This is a genomic window from Planktotalea sp. (assembly GCF_049680325.1).
Classification (GTDB): Bacteria; Pseudomonadota; Alphaproteobacteria; order Rhodobacterales; family Rhodobacteraceae; genus Planktotalea.
This window is the reverse complement of the sequence record NZ_JBAUHO010000298.1, coordinates 1-20,801: the sequence shown is the minus strand read 5'-3', so window position 1 is coordinate 20,801 and position 20,801 is coordinate 1. Positions and strand designations below refer to the sequence as shown.

At 54.0% G+C, this 20,801-nt stretch carries 21 protein-coding genes; 10 read left to right on the top strand and 11 right to left on the bottom strand.

Annotation, left to right across the window (positions count from 1 at the left end):
- Positions 1-133: 133 nt before the first annotated feature.
- From WBC85_RS13720 to WBC85_RS13700, 5 genes are all read left to right on the top strand, one after another.
- Complete coding sequence (locus WBC85_RS13720; RefSeq protein WP_424438276.1) at positions 134-766, top strand: ATP-dependent Clp protease proteolytic subunit; 633 nt, start codon at positions 134-136, stop codon at positions 764-766.
- 142 nt (positions 767-908) lie between these two features.
- Positions 909-2,174 (top strand): ATP-dependent Clp protease ATP-binding subunit ClpX, encoded by a 1,266-nt coding sequence (gene clpX, locus WBC85_RS13715; RefSeq protein WP_424438273.1) that lies wholly within the window; start codon positions 909-911, stop codon positions 2,172-2,174.
- A 116-nt stretch (positions 2,175-2,290) separates the two neighbouring features.
- Complete coding sequence (locus tag WBC85_RS13710) at positions 2,291-2,674, top strand: NADH:ubiquinone oxidoreductase subunit NDUFA12 (RefSeq protein ID WP_424438270.1); 384 nt, start codon at positions 2,291-2,293, stop codon at positions 2,672-2,674.
- Positions 2,675-2,701: 27 nt separating this feature from the next.
- Positions 2,702-3,148, top strand: coding sequence for an outer membrane lipid asymmetry maintenance protein MlaD (gene mlaD, locus WBC85_RS13705; RefSeq protein ID WP_424438267.1), 447 nt, complete (start codon positions 2,702-2,704; stop codon positions 3,146-3,148).
- A gap of 95 nt (positions 3,149-3,243) precedes the next feature.
- The gene (locus tag WBC85_RS13700; RefSeq protein WP_424438264.1) at positions 3,244-3,510 is read left to right on the top strand and encodes a DUF2155 domain-containing protein; all 267 of its coding nucleotides are present in this window, start codon (positions 3,244-3,246) and stop codon (positions 3,508-3,510) included.
- Here WBC85_RS13700 and aat read toward each other — a convergent pair.
- The 10 genes from aat to WBC85_RS13650 form a co-directional block, all read right to left on the bottom strand.
- Positions 3,474-4,121, bottom strand: a complete 648-nt coding sequence (gene aat / locus WBC85_RS13695; protein ID WP_424438261.1) for a leucyl/phenylalanyl-tRNA--protein transferase — start codon at positions 4,119-4,121, stop codon at positions 3,474-3,476. The two genes, WBC85_RS13700 and aat, sit on opposite strands and share 37 nt — an antisense overlap.
- Positions 4,122-4,172: 51 nt before the next feature.
- Positions 4,173-5,522 (bottom strand): acetyl-CoA carboxylase biotin carboxylase subunit, encoded by a 1,350-nt coding sequence (gene accC / locus WBC85_RS13690; RefSeq protein WP_424438258.1) that lies wholly within the window; start codon positions 5,520-5,522, stop codon positions 4,173-4,175.
- Positions 5,523-5,531: 9 nt separating this feature from the next.
- Entirely contained in the window at positions 5,532-6,011 is a 480-nt protein-coding gene (gene accB, locus WBC85_RS13685; protein ID WP_424438255.1) for an acetyl-CoA carboxylase biotin carboxyl carrier protein, read from the bottom strand.
- Positions 6,012-6,180: 169 nt separating this feature from the next.
- Positions 6,181-6,471, bottom strand: a complete 291-nt coding sequence (locus tag WBC85_RS13680) for a CBU_0592 family membrane protein (protein WP_424438252.1) — start codon at positions 6,469-6,471, stop codon at positions 6,181-6,183.
- A 178-nt stretch (positions 6,472-6,649) separates the two neighbouring features.
- Complete coding sequence (gene acs, locus WBC85_RS13675; protein WP_424438249.1) at positions 6,650-8,593, bottom strand: acetate--CoA ligase; 1,944 nt, start codon at positions 8,591-8,593, stop codon at positions 6,650-6,652.
- 126 nt (positions 8,594-8,719) lie between these two features.
- Positions 8,720-9,475, bottom strand: a complete 756-nt coding sequence (locus WBC85_RS13670; protein ID WP_424438246.1) for an ABC transporter ATP-binding protein — start codon at positions 9,473-9,475, stop codon at positions 8,720-8,722.
- Between the two features lie 14 nt (positions 9,476-9,489).
- The gene (locus tag WBC85_RS13665) at positions 9,490-10,245 is read right to left on the bottom strand and encodes an ABC transporter ATP-binding protein (RefSeq protein ID WP_424438243.1); all 756 of its coding nucleotides are present in this window, start codon (positions 10,243-10,245) and stop codon (positions 9,490-9,492) included.
- Positions 10,246-10,256: 11 nt separating this feature from the next.
- The gene (locus WBC85_RS13660; RefSeq protein WP_424438240.1) at positions 10,257-11,462 is read right to left on the bottom strand and encodes a branched-chain amino acid ABC transporter permease; all 1,206 of its coding nucleotides are present in this window, start codon (positions 11,460-11,462) and stop codon (positions 10,257-10,259) included.
- 4 nt (positions 11,463-11,466) lie between these two features.
- Positions 11,467-12,498 (bottom strand): branched-chain amino acid ABC transporter permease, encoded by a 1,032-nt coding sequence (locus WBC85_RS13655; protein ID WP_424438237.1) that lies wholly within the window; start codon positions 12,496-12,498, stop codon positions 11,467-11,469.
- Between the two features lie 122 nt (positions 12,499-12,620).
- A complete protein-coding gene (locus WBC85_RS13650) occupies positions 12,621-13,967 on the bottom strand; it encodes an ABC transporter substrate-binding protein (protein WP_424438234.1) in 1,347 nt (448 codons plus the stop codon).
- Positions 13,968-14,190: 223 nt separating this feature from the next.
- Here WBC85_RS13650 and WBC85_RS13645 point away from each other — a divergent pair, with 223 nt between their 5' ends.
- The 5 genes from WBC85_RS13645 (at position 14,191) to WBC85_RS13625 (ending at position 20,253) form a co-directional block, all read left to right on the top strand.
- The gene (locus WBC85_RS13645; RefSeq protein ID WP_424438231.1) at positions 14,191-15,561 is read left to right on the top strand and encodes a short-chain fatty acyl-CoA regulator family protein; all 1,371 of its coding nucleotides are present in this window, start codon (positions 14,191-14,193) and stop codon (positions 15,559-15,561) included.
- A gap of 126 nt (positions 15,562-15,687) precedes the next feature.
- Positions 15,688-16,056: a response regulator transcription factor gene (locus tag WBC85_RS13640; RefSeq protein WP_424438228.1), complete on the top strand. Its 369-nt coding sequence runs from the start codon at positions 15,688-15,690 to the stop codon at positions 16,054-16,056.
- Entirely contained in the window at positions 16,053-16,400 is a 348-nt protein-coding gene (locus WBC85_RS13635; protein WP_424438225.1) for a hypothetical protein, read from the top strand. The genes WBC85_RS13640 and WBC85_RS13635 overlap by 4 nt, the downstream gene beginning before the upstream one ends.
- Positions 16,401-19,094 carry an ATP-binding protein gene (locus WBC85_RS13630; RefSeq protein ID WP_424438222.1) on the top strand — a complete coding sequence of 898 codons (2,694 nt, stop codon included), beginning with the start codon at positions 16,401-16,403 and terminating at the stop codon, positions 19,092-19,094.
- A 58-nt stretch (positions 19,095-19,152) separates the two neighbouring features.
- Positions 19,153-20,253, top strand: a complete 1,101-nt coding sequence (locus WBC85_RS13625; RefSeq protein ID WP_424438219.1) for a hypothetical protein — start codon at positions 19,153-19,155, stop codon at positions 20,251-20,253.
- An 18-nt stretch (positions 20,254-20,271) separates the two neighbouring features.
- Here WBC85_RS13625 and WBC85_RS13620 read toward each other — a convergent pair whose 3' ends face one another.
- Positions 20,272-20,682 carry a TIGR01244 family sulfur transferase gene (locus WBC85_RS13620; protein ID WP_424438216.1) on the bottom strand — a complete coding sequence of 137 codons (411 nt, stop codon included), beginning with the start codon at positions 20,680-20,682 and terminating at the stop codon, positions 20,272-20,274.
- Between the last annotated feature and the right edge of the window lie 119 nt (positions 20,683-20,801).

The following is a 20,801-nucleotide window of genomic DNA, read 5'->3' as shown; positions in this document are numbered from 1 at the left end:
TAATCACCCCAAGTTAAAAGCCCGTTATCACGCTGACTTGGGGTGCCCCCCTTGCAGCCCCCTTGGGGCAGCACTAAGACTCTCTTAGTGCTTCGTATGATAAGCAACCACAGCAGCAGTAGGCAGGCGAGATATGAAAGATCCGATCGAGACATATATGAACACTCTGGTTCCCATGGTGGTTGAGCAAACCAGCCGCGGTGAACGAGCATACGACATTTTCTCGCGCCTGTTGAAAGAGCGCATTATTTTCCTCAACGGTCCTGTACATGATGGTATGTCCAGCCTGATTGTCGCGCAGCTTTTGCACCTTGAGGCGGAAAACCCGTCCAAAGAGATCAGCATGTACATCAACAGCCCCGGCGGCGTTGTAACCTCTGGTCTGTCGATCTACGATACCATGCAGTATATCCGTCCGAAGGTATCCACGCTTGTGATTGGGCAAGCGGCTTCGATGGGTTCGCTTTTGCTTACCGCTGGTGAAAAGGGCATGCGCTTTTCACTGCCTAATAGCCGCGTAATGGTTCACCAGCCCTCTGGTGGTTATCAGGGCCAGGCAACGGACATCATGATCCACGCGGAAGAAACGCAAAAGCTCAAAACGCGCCTTAATGAAATCTACGTCAAACACACGGGCCAAACCTTGAAAAAGGTCGAAAGCGCTCTGGAGCGCGATAATTTCATGTCGCCGGAAGATGCGAAAGCCTTTGGTTTGATCGACGAAATCCTCGAAACGCGCGCCAAAGGCGACGCAGAAGCAGAGTAAGTATTTCGTGCTCGCCCGATTGGGCGCGCACGCTTTTTTGCGATTGTGGCTTCGGGCTTGCTCCCATAAGCTGCGTGAAATTGGGTGCGATAAATCGTGTTGCACCAAAGATGAACAAGGGCGGCAGTCCGAAAGGTGATCTATGGCGAGCAACTCCAGCGGCGACAGCAAAAACACGCTCTATTGTAGCTTCTGCGGCAAAAGTCAGCATGAAGTGCGTAAATTGATCGCTGGCCCGACAGTATTTATCTGTGATGAATGCGTCGAGCTGTGCATGGATATCATCCGCGAAGAAACAAAATCCGCTGGACTGAAAAGTTCGGAAGGCGTGCCAACGCCGAAAGATATCTGCCAGGTTCTGGATGATTATGTCATTGGTCAAGCGACGGCAAAGCGCGTTCTCTCCGTTGCGGTTCATAACCACTACAAGCGTTTGAACCACGCGCAGAAATCCAGTGAGATCGAGTTGGCGAAATCCAACATTTTGCTCATCGGACCAACGGGTTGCGGTAAAACGCTTCTTGCGCAAACCCTTGCGCGCATTCTGGACGTACCCTTTACAATGGCAGATGCGACCACGCTCACCGAGGCGGGCTATGTTGGCGAGGATGTAGAAAACATCATTCTCAAACTGCTGCAATCGTCCGAGTATAACGTCGAGAAGGCGCAGCGCGGCATCGTTTATATCGACGAGGTCGACAAGATCACGCGCAAATCAGAAAATCCGTCTATCACCCGTGATGTATCGGGCGAGGGCGTTCAGCAGGCTTTGCTGAAGCTGATGGAAGGCACGGTTGCCTCTGTTCCACCACAAGGCGGACGTAAGCATCCCCAGCAGGAATTCCTGCAGGTGGATACAACGAACATTCTGTTTATCTGCGGCGGCGCGTTTGCTGGTCTGGACAAGATCATCGCAGCGCGCGGCAAAGGCTCTGCAATGGGCTTCGGCGCGGATGTGCGGGACAATGATGATCGCGGCGTCGGTGAAATCTTCACCGATCTCGAGCCGGAAGACCTGCTCAAGTTCGGCCTGATCCCGGAGTTTGTCGGTCGTTTGCCTGTCTTGGCAACGCTTGAAGATCTGGACGAGGATGCGCTTGTCACCATTCTGACGCAGCCTAAGAACGCTTTGATTAAGCAATACCAACGTCTGTTCGAGCTTGAAGATACGCAGCTCTCCTTTACTGACGAAGCGCTCAGCGCAATCGCCAAACGCGCGATTGAACGCAAGACGGGCGCGCGCGGGCTCCGCTCAATTCTGGAAGACATTTTGCTTGATACGATGTTTGAATTGCCGGGCCTCGATAGCGTCACAGAGGTTGTGGTGAACGAAGAGGCGGTCAACTCGAAAGCCGAACCTTTGATGATCCACGGCGAAAAAGAAAAAGAGTCCGCGACAGCGGGCTAGGCAAAGTTAGTAATTTCAACAAAGGCGGGCAAAATGCCTGCCTTTGTGCGTCTAGACGCCACTAGACCTTGGCGCTTCAATGAGGCATATCAGGGCAAACATGAGCGGAGTTTCCAATGGGCATTGTCAGCAAAATCCTGCGCGTCTTCACATGGTGGGACGGTCAAACCCTGAACACACAGCTTTTCACTTGGCGCAAAGGCGTTCGCGTTGGCGAGGATGATCTTGGCAATATTTATTACCAAAATCGTGATAAATCAAAGCGCTGGGTGATCTACAATGGTGAGATTGAAGCAAGCAAGATCAACCCTGATTGGCATGGCTGGCTGCATCACACATGGGATGAACCGCCCACGGACAAGCCTTTGGTCCATAAGACCTGGGAAAAGCCGCATCAGGAAAACCTGACAGGGACGGCACTTGCCTATGCTCCTGCTGGCTCCATTCGCCGCGCACAGCCCGCTGATCGCAGCGACTACGAGGCTTGGGCACCCGAATAAAGCCACAGCGCTAGGGGTAGGGCGATTATGTCGTATAAGAATACAGAAGTGTTGGTCGGTGCCGCCGTGCTGGCCGTTGCGGTGGGCTTTTTGGCCTATGCAGCGCAGATCACCGGCATCCGCGCGAGTTCGGGCAGCTACCCTCTTACAGCAAGCTTTCGTTCGCTTGAGGGTGTGAACGTGGGCACCGACGTGCGCTTGGCAGGGGTCAAGATCGGCGCGGTGGATTCTGTCTCTCTCAACAGCCAGACCTTTCGCGCGGATACAGTTATCCAGATCAGGGATGGCATTGAAATCCCGGACGATAGTGCCATCGCGATCGCTTCAGAGGGCTTGCTTGGTGGCACCTTCGTCGAAATCGTGCCCGGTGGCTCACCTTTTATGTATGAGCCATCCTCGGAAATCGTAGACACACAAAGCGCAGTTAGCCTTGTGTCCTTGCTTTTGAAGTTTGTATCTGGATCGAGCGAGTGAGGCTGTTTTTATCAATACTTTCAGCGACTTGCCTGATTGGCAGCGCGGCATTCACACAGCAGGCTGTTTCGTCGGGGAGCGGCGCGAAACTGCGCGTGCTTGATAAAGTGAGCGGTCAAAGCTCAAACTATGACGTGCCAACCGGCCAGGACCTAGACATCGGAAAACTAAGCGTCGTGGTGCGCGCGTGCCGTTACCCGGAAGGCGCGCCAGCAAACGACGCATTTGCCTTCTTGGAGGTCAGTGAAACCGAGACGGCCGTTTCTATTTTCAAAGGCTGGATGATTGCATCCTCTCCCGCGTTGAACGCGATGGAGCATTCGCGCTATGACGTTTGGGTCCTGCGCTGTATCACGTCCTGAACGCTTGGTAGCGCATGTTTGTGAAACTTGGCATCTGACTGCAACGCATCGTGTAGCAGCGCATGATAGGCGGCGCGCGTTACTTCTATCGCGCCCAAAGACGCCAAATGATCCGTTAAAAATTGCGTATCAAATAGGGTGAATCCGCACCGAATAAGATGCGTGGTCAGAAATGCCAACGCAACCTTTGACGCATCGCGCTGCTTCGAAAACATGCTTTCGCCAAAAAATGCAGTCCCTGCAACAACACCATAGACGCCACCAACGAGCTGCTCACCGTCCCAGATTTCCAAGGAATGGGCGTGGCCCATCTTATGTAAGCTGCTGTAAAGTCGGGCAATATCAAGACTGATCCATGTGTCTTCGCGCTCGGCGCAGGCTGCAACCACACCGTCGAAATCTGTATCTGCACGGATGATCCAGCCAACGGTTCGTATACGTTTCGCCAAAGAACGAGAAATGTGAAACCCGTCTAAAGGCAGGATGCCACGACGGCGCGGATCGACCCAGAACAACTCTGGATCGGTCCGTGACTCTGCCATTGGGAAAATTCCTGCCTGATAGGCATGCAGCAGCAATTGCGGAGTAAGGGCAGGGATATCGTCGCGCATGAGGCTAACTTAACTAAAAATTCAGACAAGCAAAGTCCCGTTCACGCATCTTTATCCGCCGAGATTGGTTTCCAGCCAGTGCTCTAGCCAGTGGATGTTGTAGTTACCCGATAGCACGTCAGGTTCCTGCAAGAGCGCATGGAACAATGGAATGGTCGTATCAATACCGTCCACGATCAGTTCGCCCAAGGCACGGTGGAGACGCGCCAGTGCTTCTGGTCGGTCACGGCCATGCACGATCAGTTTTCCGATCAGGCTGTCGTAATATGGCGGGATCGAATAGCCATCATAAAGGGCGCTATCCATGCGCACGCCAAGTCCGCCAGGTGCGTGATATTGCGTAATTTTTCCGGGGCATGGCGAAAAATTCGGGAGTTTTTCCGCGTTGATGCGAACCTCGATCGAATGACCGTTTATGGTTAGCTCTTCCTGAATAAAAGACATGTCCAAACCAGCCGCAACGCGGATCTGCTCACGAACAAGATCAACGCCAAAAATGCTTTCGGTAACCGGGTGTTCCACCTGCAAACGGGTGTTCATCTCGATGAAGTAAAACTCGCCGTTCTCATAAAGAAACTCGATGGTGCCAGCGCCGATATAGTCGATCTTCGCGACCGCATCGGCGCAAGTCTTGCCAATGGCCGCGCGTTCTTCTGCGCTGATCGCAGGGCCGGGGGCCTCTTCAAAAACCTTCTGGTGGCGGCGCTGAAGCGAGCAATCCCGCTCGCCCAAGTGGACTGCGCGGCCCTTGCCATCGCCAAAGACCTGAATTTCGATGTGGCGCGGAGTCGTCAGATATTTTTCGATATAGACTTCGTCATTGCCGAAGTTGGATTTGCCTTCAGCGCGCGCTGTCATGAACGCGCTTTCCATGTCCGCCGCAGTTTGAGCAACTTTCATGCCGCGCCCGCCGCCGCCAGCCGTGGCTTTGACAATAACAGGATAGCCGATTTCTTCGCCAATGCGTTGGGCATCTTCCAGTGTCGGAACGCCGCCAGCAGAGCCGGGAACGCAAGGCACACCAAGCGCTTTCATCGTATCCTTCGCCGTGATCTTGTCACCCATCACACGTATATGTTCGGCAGTCGGGCCGATGAATGTAAGCTGATGATCCTCGATAATCTGAACGAAATTCGCGTTCTCGGACAGGAACCCATAGCCGGGGTGGATCGCTTGCGCGCCGGTGATTTCACAGGCGGCGATGATCGCCGGAATAGACAAATAGCTTTCGGTGCCAGACGGGGGGCCGATGCAAACGGCCTCATCTGCCATACGCACATGCATCGCATCAGCGTCGGCTGTTGAATGCACCGCGACCGAACGGATGCCCATTTCGCGGCAGGCACGGATGACTCGAAGCGCAATTTCACCGCGATTGGCGATTAGGATTTTATCAAACATATCAGCGCCTTATTCAATAATGACGAGTGGCGCGCCAAATTCAACAGTCGATCCGTCTTCAACCATGATGCGGGTGATCTTACCAGCGCGCGGAGCCGGGATGTGGTTCATTGTTTTCATCGCTTCAACGATCAAAAGGGTGTCACCCTCGGCCACCTGTGCACCGACAGTTACAAAAGCAGGCGAGCCAGGCTCAGCTTGCATGTAGACAGTTCCGACCATTGGGGAGGTAACTGCGCCCGGGTGTTTGGCTGGATCTTCGGGCGTTTGCGCAACTGGCGCTGCTGCTGCGGGGGCCGCGGCAACGGGCGCGGCAACCTGGACGGGCTGCGCAATCATTTGTGGCGCGGCGCGGCTCACACGGACATTAAGGCTGTCATCTTCTGCATACTCGCGCTTGACCTGAAGCTCTGTGAGATCGTTTTCCCGCAGCAGTTCTGCAAGCGCTTGAATGAATGCAACATCGGCCTCGTGTGATTTGTTACTCATGCTAATCCTCAATGTCCCTGACTTGCGCGCGGCTGTGTCACCGCTTTGATGTGCCGCCGCTTATACGGCAAGAATTGTTGCGTGAAAAGACGCAGCGTCATCGAGCAAGATGGGGCCTCGCAACGGGTTTTGCGAGGGGGAATTTGAGAAATCGAACCGCGCGCGCCCTTTAATGCGCTTTGCGCTGGTAGTTTGTTCCGTCCAGCACGCGCACAGTTATCGCTACGATGGAAATCGCGATCCAGAAAAGTTGGATCATGGCAGACGCCAGATTGAAACTGACGCTGAGGCCTATCAACACCATGCTCGCCGCCAGGAGGTTGATCGCGAAATAGGCAACGTGCCGTGCGTTCAAGACCCGCAGCGTGAGCAAAGTATAGTTTACAACATAGAGCACAAAGCCGGAGACACCGATCATTTCGATGACAAATGGGCTGGCGAATTCGAGGAGATAATCCATAGTTTCTACCAATGATTTGAATAAAAATTTCGTTTAATACGATCTTCTTACACGGGTTTGGCAGATGTGGCAGGTCTGGAATTCCAGACTGCGCTGGCAAATGACGCAGAACTTGCGCTGAAATAACGAGGGCCTTCTCGATTGCTCGAAAAGGCCCTGCGTGCATGGTTACAAGACGTTACGCGCCTGCGCGGTTCTTGATAAGATCATCGACCACCGAAGGATCAGCAAGGGTTGATGTATCGCCAAGCGAGCCTGTGTCGCTCTCGGCGATCTTGCGCAAGATGCGGCGCATGATTTTGCCAGAACGTGTTTTCGGTAGGCCAGGTGCCCATTGGATCACATCAGGAGAGGCAATCGGGCCAATCTCGGTGCGCACCCAGGTCCGTAGCTCTTTGCGCAGCTCTTCAGAGGGCTCTTCGCCATTCATCAGCGTCACATAACAATAGATGCCCTGACCCTTGATCTCGTGTGGGTAGCCGACAACCGCAGCTTCGGCCACTTTCGCGTGCGCTACGAGTGCCGATTCGACCTCTGCGGTGCCCATACGGTGACCAGAAACGTTGATTACATCGTCAACGCGGCCAGTGATCCAGTAATCGCCATCCGCGTCGCGCTTGGCACCGTCGCCCGTAAAGTAGTAGCCTTTGTAGTCAGCGAAATACGTTTTCTGGAAACGCTCGTGATCGCCCCAGACAGTGCGCATTTGACCGGGCCAGCTGTCTTTGATGCAAAGCACGCCTTCAGCTGGATTGCCTTTGATCTCCTCGCCCGATTGCGGATCAAGGATGACAGGCTCCACGCCAAAGAACGGCTTCATCGCAGAACCGGGCTTCATCGCATGCGCGCCGGGTAGGGGGGTCATCAAATGGCCGCCCGTTTCTGTTTGCCACCACGTGTCGACGATCGGGCAACGGCCCTGACCAACAACGTCGTTATACCAGTTCCATGCTTCGGGGTTTATCGGCTCCCCAACTGTTCCAAGGATTCGCAAGGATGATAGATCGCATTTGCTTACGAAATCATTACCCTGAGCCATCAAAGCGCGGATAGCCGTTGGCGCAGTGTAGAACTGGTTAACAGAGTGCTTCTCGCAGACCTGCCAGAAACGCGAAGCGTCGGGATATGTCGGCACGCCTTCGAACATAATCGTGGTCGCGCCGTTCGCTAAAGGTCCGTAAACAATGTAGGAATGTCCTGTGACCCAGCCCACATCGGCGGTGCACCAGAAAATGTCACCTTCTTTATAGTCGAAGGTAATCTCGTGGGTCATGGCCGCGTAAACCAAATATCCACCAGTTGTGTGCACAACACCTTTGGGCTGGCCGGTCGAGCCTGAAGTATACAAAACGAAAAGGGGATCTTCAGCAGACATTTCCGCAGGGGCGCAGACGTCAGAGGCTTCTAGCGCCATTTCATTATAGTCATGATCGCGACCATCGACCCAAGTGGTCTGACCGCCTGTACGCTTGACCACAAGGCACTTCACTGTGTCCTTGCAATGTAGCAGGGCCGCATCGGCATTGCTTTTGAGCGGTGTCGCCTTGCCGCCGCGTGGGGCGTAGTCGGCGGTGATGACAACTTTGGCGTCCGAACCATTAACGCGGGCGGCCAGAGCATCAGGAGAAAATCCTGCAAAAACAATGGAATGGATTGCCCCGATACGGGCGCAAGCCAACATCGCATAGGCCGCTTCCGGGATCATCGGCAAATAAAGCACGACACGGTCGCCCTTGCGCACGCCAAGTTCTTCCAGGATGTTCGCCATGCGGTTCACAGCAAGGCTCAGCTCGTTGTAAGTGATGTGCTTGGAGCCCTCATCAGGGTTATCAGGCTCAAAAATAATCGCCGTTTGATCGCCGCGCGTTGGCAGGTGACGGTCGATACAGTTGGCGGCGACATTCAGCGTGCCATCGCTATACCAGTTGATCGCCACATCGCCGAAACTGAAATCAACGTCTTTTCCCTTTGTGAACGGTTTGATCCAATCGACCCGCTTGCCTTGCTCGCCCCAAAACGTCTCTGGGTCCGCGATCGAAGCTGCATACATTGCGTCGTATTTCGCCGCATCAACATGTGCCGAAGCTGCCAGCTCGGCACTTGGGGGATAAGTCTTGGGCATGGGATCGTCTCCATAGTAGGGACCAGTGCGCTTATGGCAGTCTGGTCTGTCGTTTTGCTTTAGCGTTGCTCAATGAGCAAAAATGAAAAGACCCGACGCGCGAGGGCAGGTCGGGTCCGTTTGTGTTTAGATTGCGAGATATTCGGCCCGGAGTTCTTCGTTCTCCAGAACCTCTGCCGCCGAGCCGTCGAAGACGATCCCGCCAGTGTCCAAAATCACAGCGCGATCAGCAAGTTCAAGCGCACGCACCGCGTTCTGTTCAACGATCACAGTGGTCATGCCCTGCTCTTTAATAATGCGGAGCGTTTTTTCGATCTCGTCTACGATAACGGGCGCAAGACCTTCGTAGGGCTCATCCAACAGCAGCACTTTGATATCACGTGCAAGTGCGCGCGCAATTGCCAGCATTTGCTGCTCACCACCAGAAAGCGTGATGCCTTCTTGATTGCGGCGCTCGCCAAGGCGCGGGAAGAGGTCATACAAGCGTTCAATCGACCAACCGATAGGCGGTGCGATCTGGGCAAGTTTCAGATTTTCCTCAACGGTGAGTCCGGCGATGATGCGGCGGTCCTCCGGGACAAGGCCTAGGCCAGCAGTCGAGGCTTCATAGCTTTTCATGTTGTGCAATGGCTGATGATCCAGCCAGATTTCGCCATGCGAAACCTGAGGGTCGTCCAGCCGTGCAATGGCGCGCAGCGTCGTGGTTTTACCCGCACCGTTACGACCTAACAAAGCAAGAATTTCGCCTTCGTGCACATTAAAGCTAATACCTTGAACAATATAGCTTTCCCCATAGTAGGCGTGCATATCCCAAACAGACAGGAAGGCCGGAGCAGTGGCTGCTTGATTGGCGTTATTGGAGAAGTCGGGTTTAACATTCATCTTTCAGGTCTCCTTTACGCGCTCTCGCCAAGATACGCTTCGCGCACCTTAGGATGGCCCTTGATGTTTTCTGGCGTGTCTTCCACCAACGGTGTGCCTTGTGCCAGCACTGTGATGCGCTCGGACAAGGAAAATACGACGTGCATATCATGTTCAATGATCGCAATGGTAATGTCGCGCTCTTCCTTGATCTGTTTGAGCAGATCAATCGTGTTGTTTGTATCCGCGCGCGCCATGCCTGCGGTTGGTTCATCGAGAAGCAACAGGCGCGGTTCCTGAGACAGGCACATGCCAATTTCAAGACGACGTTTGTCACCACGGCTCATGGATGCTGCATGCATATGGCGTTTGTCGGCCATGTTCATGTCTTCAAGCATCTTTTCAGCGGTTTCGATCACGCTCTTCTGATTCATAACCGAGCCAATGGCGTTCAGCTTGAAAGCGCCGTTTTCCTTGGCAAAGCAGGGGATCATCATGTTTTCAAGAACCGTCAAATCACCAAAGATTTCAGGTGTTTGAAAAACACGGCTGATGCCCATCTGGTTGATCTCGAAGGGTTTGCGCCCCAGAACCGACTGCCCGTCAAACATGACAGAGCCTGTGTCCGGGATCAGCTTGCCGACAAGGCAGTTGAGCAGGGTGGATTTACCGGCACCATTGGGGCCGATAATCGCGTGGACTGTATTTTCCTCAACTGTGAGATTCACATCACTGAGGGCTTGTAGACCGCCGAAGCGTTTGCCTACGTTTTTGACTTCAAGGATACCCATTGATCTGTCTCCTATTCCGCAGGTGTTGTCGCATCAGCGCTTTTCGCGCCATCGTCATCCTTGCCGCGCTTGAAAAGCTTGGCAATTCTCTGGCCACCTTCAACAAGGCCACCGGGCAGGAAGGTCACGACAAGCATAAACAAGATGCCCAGCGTCAGGTGCCAGCCTTTACCGATGAAGGGGTGGATGATTGCGATGACAAAGTCTTCAAGGCCATCGGGCATAAAGCTGAACCAGCCATGTAGCACGTTGTCGTTGATCTTGGAGAAGATGTTCTCGAAGTATTTGATGAAACCCGCGCCCAGAACCGGGCCGATCAATGTGCCAGCACCGCCAAGAATGGTCATGAGAACCACCTCGCCAGAGGCTGTCCACTGCATACGCTCAGCGCCTGCAAGTGGATCCATTGAGGCCATCAAACCACCTGCAAGACCAGCATACATACCGGAGATCACGAAAGCGGCCAGCGTGTAGGGGCGTGTATTAAGACCCGTGTAGTTCATCCGCTGTTGGTTGGATTTGACCGCGCGCAGCATCAATCCGAAAGGCGAGCGGAAAATGCGGATGGCAAGATAGAAAGCCAGCAGCAGTGCGACTGCACAAAGATAGTAGCCGATGTTGAACTGGAACTGCCAGATGCCGACGTCCAACGAGAAAGTAGAGCGCATCTCAAGCCCGAACAGGCCTGTCACTGGGATCGAGCCGTCCGCAGTCCGGCTTACGCCAAGAATCCGGGGGTCATTCAGTGAAAGTTGCAAACCGGTTTCACCGTTGGTGATCGGGGTCAGAACCGAGTAGGCGAGGTTAAAGCTCATCTGGGCAAACGCCAGTGTCAGGATCGAGAAGTAGATGCCCGAGCGTCGCAAGCTGACGTAGCCGATGACAAGTGCGAAGAGACCCGCCACAACAACCGAAAGAGCAATCGCAGGGAGGACGTTCATGCTCAGCAGTTTGAACATCCAGACAGCTGAGTAGGAACCGACACCCAGAAAGGCCGCGTGACCAAAGCTGAGATAGCCAGTCAGGCCGAACAGGATGTTAAAACCGATGGCGAAGATACCAAAGATTACAAACCGCTGCATCAAGTCAGGATAGCCCGCGTTGAACTGAGCCATCGCGCTATCTGCCGGGAAGGGGTTCAGGATGAAGGGTGCGAACATGGTGAGGATCGCTACGATCATCAGCAGGGACGTATCTTTTTTGTCTAGTCCGAACATATTATTATTCCTCCATCACGCCTTTGCGACCCATCAGGCCACGTGGACGTGTAAGCAGAATGAGAATGGCAACAACATAGATGATGATCTGGTCGATACCGGGGATAAGGCTTTTGATTTCGTTCATGGAAGCAAAGCTTTCCAGAATACCAAGCATGAAACCCGCAAGAACAGCGCCGGGCATGGAGCCCATGCCGCCCACAACAACCACAACGAAGCTGAGGACGAGAAAGTCCATGCCCATGTGATAGTTCGGCGAGTTGATCGGAGCGTACATGACGCCAGCCAGACCAGCGACAGCGGCCGCTATGCCAAACATAATTGTGAAGCGTTTGTCGATGTTGATGCCGAGCAATCCAACTGTTTCACGATCTGCCATACCTGCGCGGACGACCATGCCGAAGGTTGTGAACTGCAAGAAAGCGAAGACGGCACCAATAACAACGGTGGAGAAGGCAAAATAGACCAAACGCCAGTAAGGGTAGATCACTGTGTTTGCGTCAAATCCGATCAGCAGACCAAAATCAAACGAGCCGCGGAACGCTTCTGGAGGAGGCGTCTGGATCGGGTTCGCTCCGTAGAAATACTTGATGACTTCTTGCAAAACGATCGCCAAACCAAATGTTACGAGAATCTGATCTGCGTGAGGGCGTTTGTAGAAGTGCTTGATAAGCCCGCGTTCCATGATGAAGCCAACAGCAATCATGATCGGAATGGCGAAGAGAATCGAAAGCGGAACCGCCCAATCAATGATTGTGGCGCCAGTTTCTGCTCCGAACATGTCATGCAGGTAAGGAACTTCAACTTTCAGCGGATTACCGAGAAAATCTTTCTGCGTTTCATCAATGATGGTGCGGCTGACGTTGAGCAGGCGGCTAACCGTGACTGCGCAAAATGCACCGATCATGAACAATGCCCCGTGGGCAAAGTTAACAACACCAAGCGTGCCGAAGATCAATGTGAGACCCAAAGCGATCAACGCATAGGCGGATCCCTTGTCCAGGCCGTTTAAGATTTGAAGAAGGATTGCGTCCATGGTCTCCACCAATACTTAGCATTCGAGCGCTGCGTTCCAGAGAAAGGCAGCGACACAAAATGTCAGCGAAATTTTATACAAGGCGAGGGTTACCCCCCGCCTTGCGTTGTTTTGGGATTAGCTTATGCGCCGGGGTTGCAAGTACCCAGATCGCCACCGGCAAACATTGGGTGGTCAGGTGCATACTCAACCTGGGCACGTGGTGTAACTTCAACGATTTCCAGTGTGTCATACTCGTTTGTTGGGTTTTCTTTACCCTTCATAACAAGCACGTCTTTGAAGCACTGGTGATCGTCGCCACGGTACAGAACAGGTCCGTTACCCATGCCGTCGAACTCGAAGTCTTCAAGCGCTTCAACAACACCGCAAGGGTTGAATGTGCCCGCACGCTCACACGCATCTGCATAAAGCAGCGTCTGAACATAGCATGTGTGCGCAGAGTTTGATGGTGGGCGACCGTACTTTTCGCCGAAGGACTTAACGAAGGCTTTGGAACCTTCATCCTGAAGCTGCCAGTTCCAGTTCATCGAACCGATAACACCTTCCACGTTGGAGCCCGCACCAGCGGCCATCAACTCGGAATAGAGTGGAACAACGATTTCGAACTTCTTGCCGTTTACTTCTTTGTTCAACAGGTCGAACTGAACCGCGTTTGTCAAAGAGTTAACCATGTTTCCGCCGTAGTGGTTCAGAACCAGAACGTCGGCACCAGAGTTCAGAACAGGCGCAATATAGGAAGAGAAGTCCGTTGACGCGAGTGGCGTCAAAACGTTGTTCACTGTTTCCCAGCCCATGGCTTCTGTTGCAGCAGCGATAGATTCCTGCTGTGTCCAGCCCCATGTATAGTCTGCTGTCAGGTGATAGGCGCGACGGTCGGATCCATATGCGTTCTTAAGAACAGGCGCCAAAGCAGCCGCAGACATGTAACCGTTAAAGAAGTGACGGAAGCCGTTGGCTTTCTTGTCTTTACCAGTTGTGTCGTTGGAGTGCGTCAGGCCAGCCATAAAGATGATGCCAGCTTCCTGGCACAGACCTTGAACAGCAACAGCCACACCCGAAGAAGAACCGCCGTTAATCATAACAGCGCCGTCTTTTTCGATCATGGATTTCGCCGATGCGCGTGCTGCGTCGGATTTGGTTTGTGTATCGCCTGTGACGTACTCAACCTTCTTACCCAAAATGCCGTTACCCTTCAGCGCCTTGGAGCTGAATGTGTTCATCATTCCGCCATCGCCCATGCCGTTGAGATGCTCAACAGCAAGTTCCTGCGCGCGAAGTTCGTCAGCGCCTTCGTCCGCGTAAGGACCGGACTGTGGAACGTTAAAGCCAAGCGTTACAGTAGAGCCCTGTGGGGCATTGGTATAACCGGCGTGATTTGCCGCAGACAGATACGTTGGCAATGCCAAGCCTGCGCCCGCGACCGCGGATGTCTTCAAAAGACCGCGACGTGTGAAGTTGCTTGTGGACATGAAAATCCTCCCAGATTCGTGTAAATGTGAGGGCAGGCTCCTCTTCCTACCGTTCACGGGTTGCACAAAGTGCTGTACCTATATGGCGGTGAGTTAGAAAATTTCACAACAAATGCTTTTATTAAAACAATTATTTTGTCAACGAATGCACAATGCAATAGTATACATTGTAAATTTATTATTCTGCATCGCAGAATGGCCTTGAAAGTTTAGAGGAAATCCAATGGGTCGCGACACATTGACAGGCAGTCGGATCCGCGAACGTCGCGTGATGATTGGCCTAAAACAGGCTGAATTGGCGCGTCGCGCACGTATTTCCGCCTCATATCTCAACCTGATTGAACACAACAAACGCAGAATCGGGGGTAAATTGCTGCTCGACTTCGCGTCAATTCTTGATGTCGAACCCGCCTTGTTAACCGAAGGCGCGGAAACGGCTTTGCTCGCATCGCTTGGGGAAGTCGCTGCAACGCAGCAGGGCCATAGTGCGGAGTTGGACCGCGTCGAAGAATTCGCAGGCCGGTTCCCCGGTTGGGCGCGTTTGATCGAAAGCATGGCGCAGCGGCAAAGCTCGCTCGAGCAAACCGTAGTCTCCCTGACCGACAGGATGACCCATGATCCGCAACTGGCCGAAGCGCTGCACGATATGCTGGGCGCGGTCACGGCGATCCGCTCGACGTCCTCCATTCTGGTTGAAACAGAAAAGCTGGAACCGGAATGGCAAAGCCGCTTTCACCGCAATATCAACGAAGATGCACAGCGTTTGACCGAAGGATCGGCAGCTTTGGTTTCGTATTTGAACGGCGAAACTTCCGAAACGCAGCAGATGATGACCCCGCAGGATGAAATCGAGGCCTTCTTTGAGCGTCACAAATTTCATTTTCCGCAATTGGAAGAGCCGCGCTCAGATGGATTTTCTACCAGCGCGGTTATTGCATTACTCACACAAGCCTCGGAAGAGCTGATCTCTGCTTCGGCCCGCGCGCAGGTCGAGGCACTGCTGGTGCGATATTCAAATGATGCGGCTGCGCTGCCCCTCGCGAAACTGTTGGACGAGGTGTCCCAAGTCGGCCTTGAGCCTGCAAAAATTGCAAGCCGCAATGGGTTGGATTTGGGCTCTGTGATGCGGCGTTTGGCCAGCGTTCGCGGCGAAGCCCTTGCCGAAGTTGTAGACGATCCACGCTTTGATATCGCCACCGACGGTCTGGGTCTGGCCGTTTGTGACAGTTCAGGCACATTAACCATGCGCAAACCTTTACGCAGTTTTCCATTGCCACGCTTTGGCGCGGCCTGTCCGTTGTGGACGCTGTATCAGGCGCTGTCACGGCCGATGATCGCGCTACGCCAGAACGCGGTGCAAAGCGGGCAGGACAGCAGGTGCTTTGAAACCATGGCCATCGCAGCGCCTGTTTCGGCACCGCAATTCGGCGCCGTGCCCTTGTTGCAGGCGCATATGCTTGTCATTCCATTGACCGCTTCTGCGGCAAGCTTTGAGCTTGGCGAAGCCCAACCCATCGGCGTCAGTTGCCGCATCTGTCCGCGCGGCAATTGTTTGGGACGACGCGAGCCATCCATTCTCGCAAGCGGCATCTAGAACGCATGCGCGCATTGCGGACTTTGTTTTGTTTGCAAATGCGCGGCGCTTGAATATGGTAAAGATCGCTATGAGGGGATGGCATAGCAGCGTGGCACGTTTCCGCGATCCAGGGGAGGGGATCCTGTGAGCAAGCATGTTCTATTGATAGAAGACGAGCCCAACATCATTGAGGCTGTGAGTTTCCTGTTGTCGCGCGACGGTTGGACGGTTTCGACCCATTCCAACGGCCATGATGCCGCTGAGGTCGTCAAAGCAAAGCAACCTGATCTTTTGATTCTGGATGTGATGCTGCCGGGACGCAGCGGTTTTGATATCCTGTCCGAGGTGCGTAGCACCCAAGGCGTCGCGAGCACCCCGGTCCTGATGTTAACTGCGCGCGGGCAGGCCAAAGACCGCGAAATGGCTGAGCGCCTTGGCGCGACCCGCTTTATGACCAAGCCATTTTCAAATTCTGAAATTATCGAAGTCTTACATGAAATGAGCGCGTCTTGAGCGAACCTGATGCGCACAAGCCTGACGAAGCCCCGCAACACCGCCTGTTTCTAGAACGGCGTGGCTATACACAACGGCGGATCGTTGACGGCGCAAGGTTGCTTCCTTTTGTCGGCCTTGTTCTGTTTATGGTGCCGCTGATCTGGCCGCAATCTGGCGAGGCAAACGCAGTTACGACTTCGGTCAGTTCGGTTTACGTTTTCTTGATCTGGTTTGCCCTAATTGTAACGGGTGGTTTGCTAGCCCATCGGATCAACGCAATCAGCGCGCTGCAAGATTCGGAAAACGCGCCAAGCGATCCGCAGGCCGCCAGCCGTGAGCAAACACAGATCAGGCCAGAGTAAATGGGACCGATCAATCTTCTTATTTTCGTATCGCTTTTCTATGTGCTTGCGCTTTTCATCGTCGCATTTGCAGCCGAGCGCGCGGCTCGGGCTGGGCGCGTAAAATGGTTGCGCGCACCGCTGATCTACACGCTCTCGCTTTCGATCTATTGCACTGCATGGACCTTTTATGGCGCGGTCGGCTTTGCGGTGCGCTCTGGATTGGAGTTTGTGACAATCTATCTCGGGCCGTCGCTTGTGATGCTCGGTTGGTGGTGGATCGTTCGAAAACTGGTACGTATCGGGCGCAATCAACGTATTACATCTATCGCTGATTTGATCTCATCCCGTTTCGGCAAATCAAACCTGCTTGCGGTTGGGCTTACCGTGCTTGCAGTCATTGGCACCACACCCTACATCGCGCTGCAACTTCAATCCGTGACCCAATCCTATGCGGTCTTTGCAGAAGCATCCAACGCAGGGTTCGATCAAGCGGACCAAGCAAATGCCGCATTCTGGGTTGCTGTTGGTCTTGCGCTGTTCACGATCTTGTTTGGCACGCGCAAACTTGATGTAAACGAGCGCCATGACGGCGTCGTTATGGCCATCGCCGTAGAAGCGGTTGTGAAGCTCGTAGCGCTTCTCGCGGTTGGGGTTTTCGTTGTCTGGGGGCTGGCTGGCGGGGTCGCGCCGATGATGGAAAAGATCAACGCCTCCGATATCGGAACCTGGAATGTGAGTGGCGGGCGTTGGGCTGGCTTGACCTTCCTTTCCGCTGCCGCGTTCTTATGCCTGCCGCGGATGTTCCACGTCATGGTGGTCGAAAACGCGGACGAGCGCCACTTGCGTTTGGCGTCATGGGCTTTTCCTGCCTATCTGATGTTGATGAGCCTGTTCGTTCTACCCATCGCAGTGACGGGCCTTGATTTGCTGCCCGCAGGCTCCAACCCCGATATGTTCGTTCTGACAGTTCCGTTAAGCCAAGGTCATAACAGCTTGGCGATGCTATCGTTTCTTGGCGGGCTGTCTTCCGCCACGTCGATGGTGATTGTTGCGGCGATTGCCCTGTCAACGATGGTATCCAATCACATCGTTATGCCCGTTTGGCTGCATTATAAAGGCAGCGGCGCCAGTGTTTCAGGCGACGTGCGCTACATCGTTTTGCTGTCTCGCCGGGTGTCTATCGGGACGGTTGTCACGCTCGCCTATTTCTATTTTCAGCTCTCGGGTGGCGGCGCTGCGTTGGCGGCGATCGGTTTGGTGTCCTTCGTGGGGGTTGCGCAGGCCTTGCCAGTGTTGCTTGGCGGTATTTTCTGGCGCGGCGCGACGCGCAAAGGGGCCCTTGCGGGGCTTTCGATCGGCTTTTTTGTCTGGGCCTATTCCTTATTCCTGCCCAGCCTGGGCGAGGGCGTCATTTTCTCACAGGCGACAATGCTTGATGGACCGTTTGGCATAGGCTGGCTCGCCCCGCAGGCGCTTTTTGGTATCAAAGGCGTCGATCCGATCCTGCATTGCCTGCTTTGGAGCATGCTGCTCAACACTGGCTTCTTTTTGATCTTTTCCTTGGGAACCTTCCCGGAACCGCTCGAGCGTTTGCAAGGTGCGCAATTCGTCAACGTCTTTCAGCACTCAAGCTCGACACGTGGCTGGTCCAGCTCTGTCGCGCAATCCGAAGATCTGATGATAATGGCGCAACGCATTGTCGGCGCGCGTGAGGCCCAGCAGCTGTTTCGCCGCGAGGCCGAAAAACAAGGCATGAGTGGGCTGGTACCAGAGCCGACGCCTGAATTTTTGAACCTGCTTGAACGTGAACTCGCGGGTTCGGTCGGGGCGACGACGGCGCATGCGATGGTTGGCCAGATCGTTGGCGGTGCGTCTGTTTCTGTTGACGATCTGCTGGCCGTGGCGGATGAGCGCGCGCAGTTGATGGATTATTCGAACAAGCTGGAAACCCAGTCCAAAGAGTTGCAACGCACGGCAGAGCAACTGCGACGGGCCAACGAAAAACTCACGCAGTTGTCGGTTCAAAAAGACGGGTTCCTCGGTCAGATCAGCCATGAGCTACGCACGCCCATGACGTCGATCCGCTCCTTCTCCGAAATCCTGCGTGACAGCGATGATATGTCTGCCAAGGACAAAGCGCGCTATGCAGGCATCATTCACTCGGAAACCTTGCGGCTGACGCGTTTGCTGGATGATCTGCTGGATTTGTCGGTCCTGGAAGCAGGGCGTGTGTCGCTAAATCTGTCCCGTAAATCGCTGCGCGAGATAATTGACGGCTCTATTGCTTCGCTTGGTTTGATGGCCGATGACCGATTTCAGATCATGCGTCAAAAAGAGCGCGAAGACGTCGACATCGAGACAGATGTGGATCGACTTGCGCAGGTGTTCATAAATGTGATCTCGAATGCATATAAATACTGTGACGCCGAAGCACCCTGCCTGACGATCAAAGTCTACCAGAGCGAAACGCATGTCACCGTTGATTTCATCGACAATGGCAGCGTGATCGACCCGAAGATGCGCGATGTAATTTTCGAGAAATTCTCGCGGGTTGGCCAAACCAAAGCTGGCGGCGCTGGTCTTGGTCTGTCTATTTGCCGAGAGATTGTAAGCCGCCTAGAAGGTGAAATCCTCTACTTGCCAGGGCAGGGCGGCACCGCGTTCCGAGTGCAATTACCAATCATTTTGGCCGTAAAAACAGACGTTTTGTAAGCCTTTGGTAAGACTTGATTGCTAGACCCATAACCAACAAGAACAGCAGGCGGGCAGAATGCGCGCGCTGCAATCTGTTGGAGGCTGGGCAATCAAACCCAATTCGGATGTACTTCGGCGCAAGTTGCGTAGCGATCAGGCTGATCCAGAGGAGCAAACGGTTTCGCCCGTAAAGGCAGCCCGTATGAGCCTTGCGCGTGCCGCGGATCAGGCCTTCAAGCTGGCTCTGCGTGTCGGGGGTATTCGACAAAGCCGGCTGGATCTCGCTGAAATGGTTGAGCAGCTGGATGACGATTGGGCGCTGTTCCCTGTGGTCCATGACGATGGCTCTGTCGGGGTGATGTGTCTTGATCCAAGCAGTATCGTCGCATTTGTTGAACAGCAAACCCTTGGAAAGGTTGGTAAACCCACGGGCGATATGCGAAAAATGACCCGAACGGACAAAGCGTTAGCTCTCCCGTTCCTGGAGCGGTTTTTACGTTTGTTTGATGAAGCGTTAGAGGGCGCGCCCACCGCCTATTGGACCCGTGGATATCGCGCCGAGGATGCCGTCGAAACGCGTCACTTGATGGTATTATTGTTGGACGCCAGTGAGTATCGCGGTTTCGAGATGCATAGCGATGTAGACGGGGGCAATCGCAGCAGCGCAATTCGCCTGTTTCTTCCGATAAAAGACCCATCGCGTAACGCTGCGTTGCGGTCGGCCAAGTCTTCCAGGCAATCACCGCAAGAAGCAAAGCCCAAGCTGCGGAACGCGGCGCTTGCTGCCGTTGTGGAAATGGATGCAGTCATGTGCAAAGTGACGCTGCCCTTGTCCGAGCTGAGCGCACTGAAACCTGGTCAGCTCTTGGCATTGCCGAAAAACGCAGCGCAACATGCGCAATTGCAAGACAAGGTCGGGCAAACCTCGCCTCCGGTGCATTTAGGGCAACTTCACGGAATGCGCGCGGTTCGTTTGATGCAAAGCCGCTCGCTTGCCGCCCAAGGCGAGATTGTTGCGCAAAACATCAACGACGCACGCGACTCAAAGCGAACGCCCAAAACAGAAAAGCCGATGGAGCAGGGCAAATCAGTGGCCACATCAGACGCATCCCACCCGTCTTCGGATACCGCAGCAGTTCAGGACGAACTGGATGATCTGTTGAGCACGGGCAAATAATGAGTGGTCACAAAACGCCTAGCCGAGCGCGCCGCGCAAACCCGACAAATCGTAACCAGCTTTAGCCGTTTGGGCGAGGATGTCATCCGCGCTTTGTTTGCCTGCTTGGGATAGCGCCCAAATCACCGAACAGCGCGTGCCGGACGCACAATAGGCAAGGACAGGACCGCCTGCATTCGCAACATATTCAAATTGTTTTGCTACATTTTCTGGCGTCATCGTCTGATGCGTCAGGGGCAGCACTTTGAAATCAACGCCTGCCTTTTGGGCCGCTTCGGCCATTGCCGCCGCCTGCAAATGGGGAGGGTTCTCAGCATCAGGGCGATTGCAAATCACGGTTTTATACCCAGCAGCGGCAATGCTCGCAAAGTCGCTTGGGTCAATTTGCGCTGAAACGGCGTAGGTCGGGGTGATCGGGCTTATTGTCATAGGGCTATTTAACCTGCCAATTCACGCTCGTCCAGATATCTCGCGCTTGGACAATTCTGTACAAAAAACCACCGAAAGTTGCGCTGGATAAAGGCTGGATCATTCTTCCAACCGTAACC

Bases quoted from the DNA above. Each gene is read 5' to 3' on its own strand.
- WBC85_RS13720 (WP_424438276.1), top strand. From the start codon at position 134: ATGAAAGATCCGATCGAGACATATATGAACACTCTGGTTCCCATGGTG.
- clpX (WP_424438273.1), top strand. From the start codon at position 909: ATGGCGAGCAACTCCAGCGGCGACAGCAAAAACACGCTCTATTGTAGC.
- WBC85_RS13710 (WP_424438270.1), top strand. From the start codon at position 2,291: ATGGGCATTGTCAGCAAAATCCTGCGCGTCTTCACATGGTGGGACGGT.
- mlaD (WP_424438267.1), top strand. From the start codon at position 2,702: ATGTCGTATAAGAATACAGAAGTGTTGGTCGGTGCCGCCGTGCTGGCC.
- aat (WP_424438261.1), bottom strand. From the start codon at position 4,121: ATGCGCGACGATATCCCTGCCCTTACTCCGCAATTGCTGCTGCATGCC.
- accC (WP_424438258.1), bottom strand. From the start codon at position 5,522: ATGTTTGATAAAATCCTAATCGCCAATCGCGGTGAAATTGCGCTTCGA.
- accB (WP_424438255.1), bottom strand. From the start codon at position 6,011: ATGAGTAACAAATCACACGAGGCCGATGTTGCATTCATTCAAGCGCTT.
- WBC85_RS13680 (WP_424438252.1), bottom strand. From the start codon at position 6,471: ATGGATTATCTCCTCGAATTCGCCAGCCCATTTGTCATCGAAATGATC.
- acs (WP_424438249.1), bottom strand. From the start codon at position 8,593: ATGCCCAAGACTTATCCCCCAAGTGCCGAGCTGGCAGCTTCGGCACAT.
- WBC85_RS13670 (WP_424438246.1), bottom strand. From the start codon at position 9,475: ATGAATGTTAAACCCGACTTCTCCAATAACGCCAATCAAGCAGCCACT.
- WBC85_RS13665 (WP_424438243.1), bottom strand. From the start codon at position 10,245: ATGGGTATCCTTGAAGTCAAAAACGTAGGCAAACGCTTCGGCGGTCTA.
- WBC85_RS13660 (WP_424438240.1), bottom strand. From the start codon at position 11,462: ATGTTCGGACTAGACAAAAAAGATACGTCCCTGCTGATGATCGTAGCG.
- WBC85_RS13655 (WP_424438237.1), bottom strand. From the start codon at position 12,498: ATGGACGCAATCCTTCTTCAAATCTTAAACGGCCTGGACAAGGGATCC.
- WBC85_RS13650 (WP_424438234.1), bottom strand. From the start codon at position 13,967: ATGTCCACAAGCAACTTCACACGTCGCGGTCTTTTGAAGACATCCGCG.
- WBC85_RS13645 (WP_424438231.1), top strand. From the start codon at position 14,191: ATGGGTCGCGACACATTGACAGGCAGTCGGATCCGCGAACGTCGCGTG.
- WBC85_RS13630 (WP_424438222.1), top strand. From the start codon at position 16,401: ATGGGACCGATCAATCTTCTTATTTTCGTATCGCTTTTCTATGTGCTT.
- WBC85_RS13625 (WP_424438219.1), top strand. From the start codon at position 19,153: ATGCGCGCGCTGCAATCTGTTGGAGGCTGGGCAATCAAACCCAATTCG.
- WBC85_RS13620 (WP_424438216.1), bottom strand. From the start codon at position 20,682: ATGACAATAAGCCCGATCACCCCGACCTACGCCGTTTCAGCGCAAATT.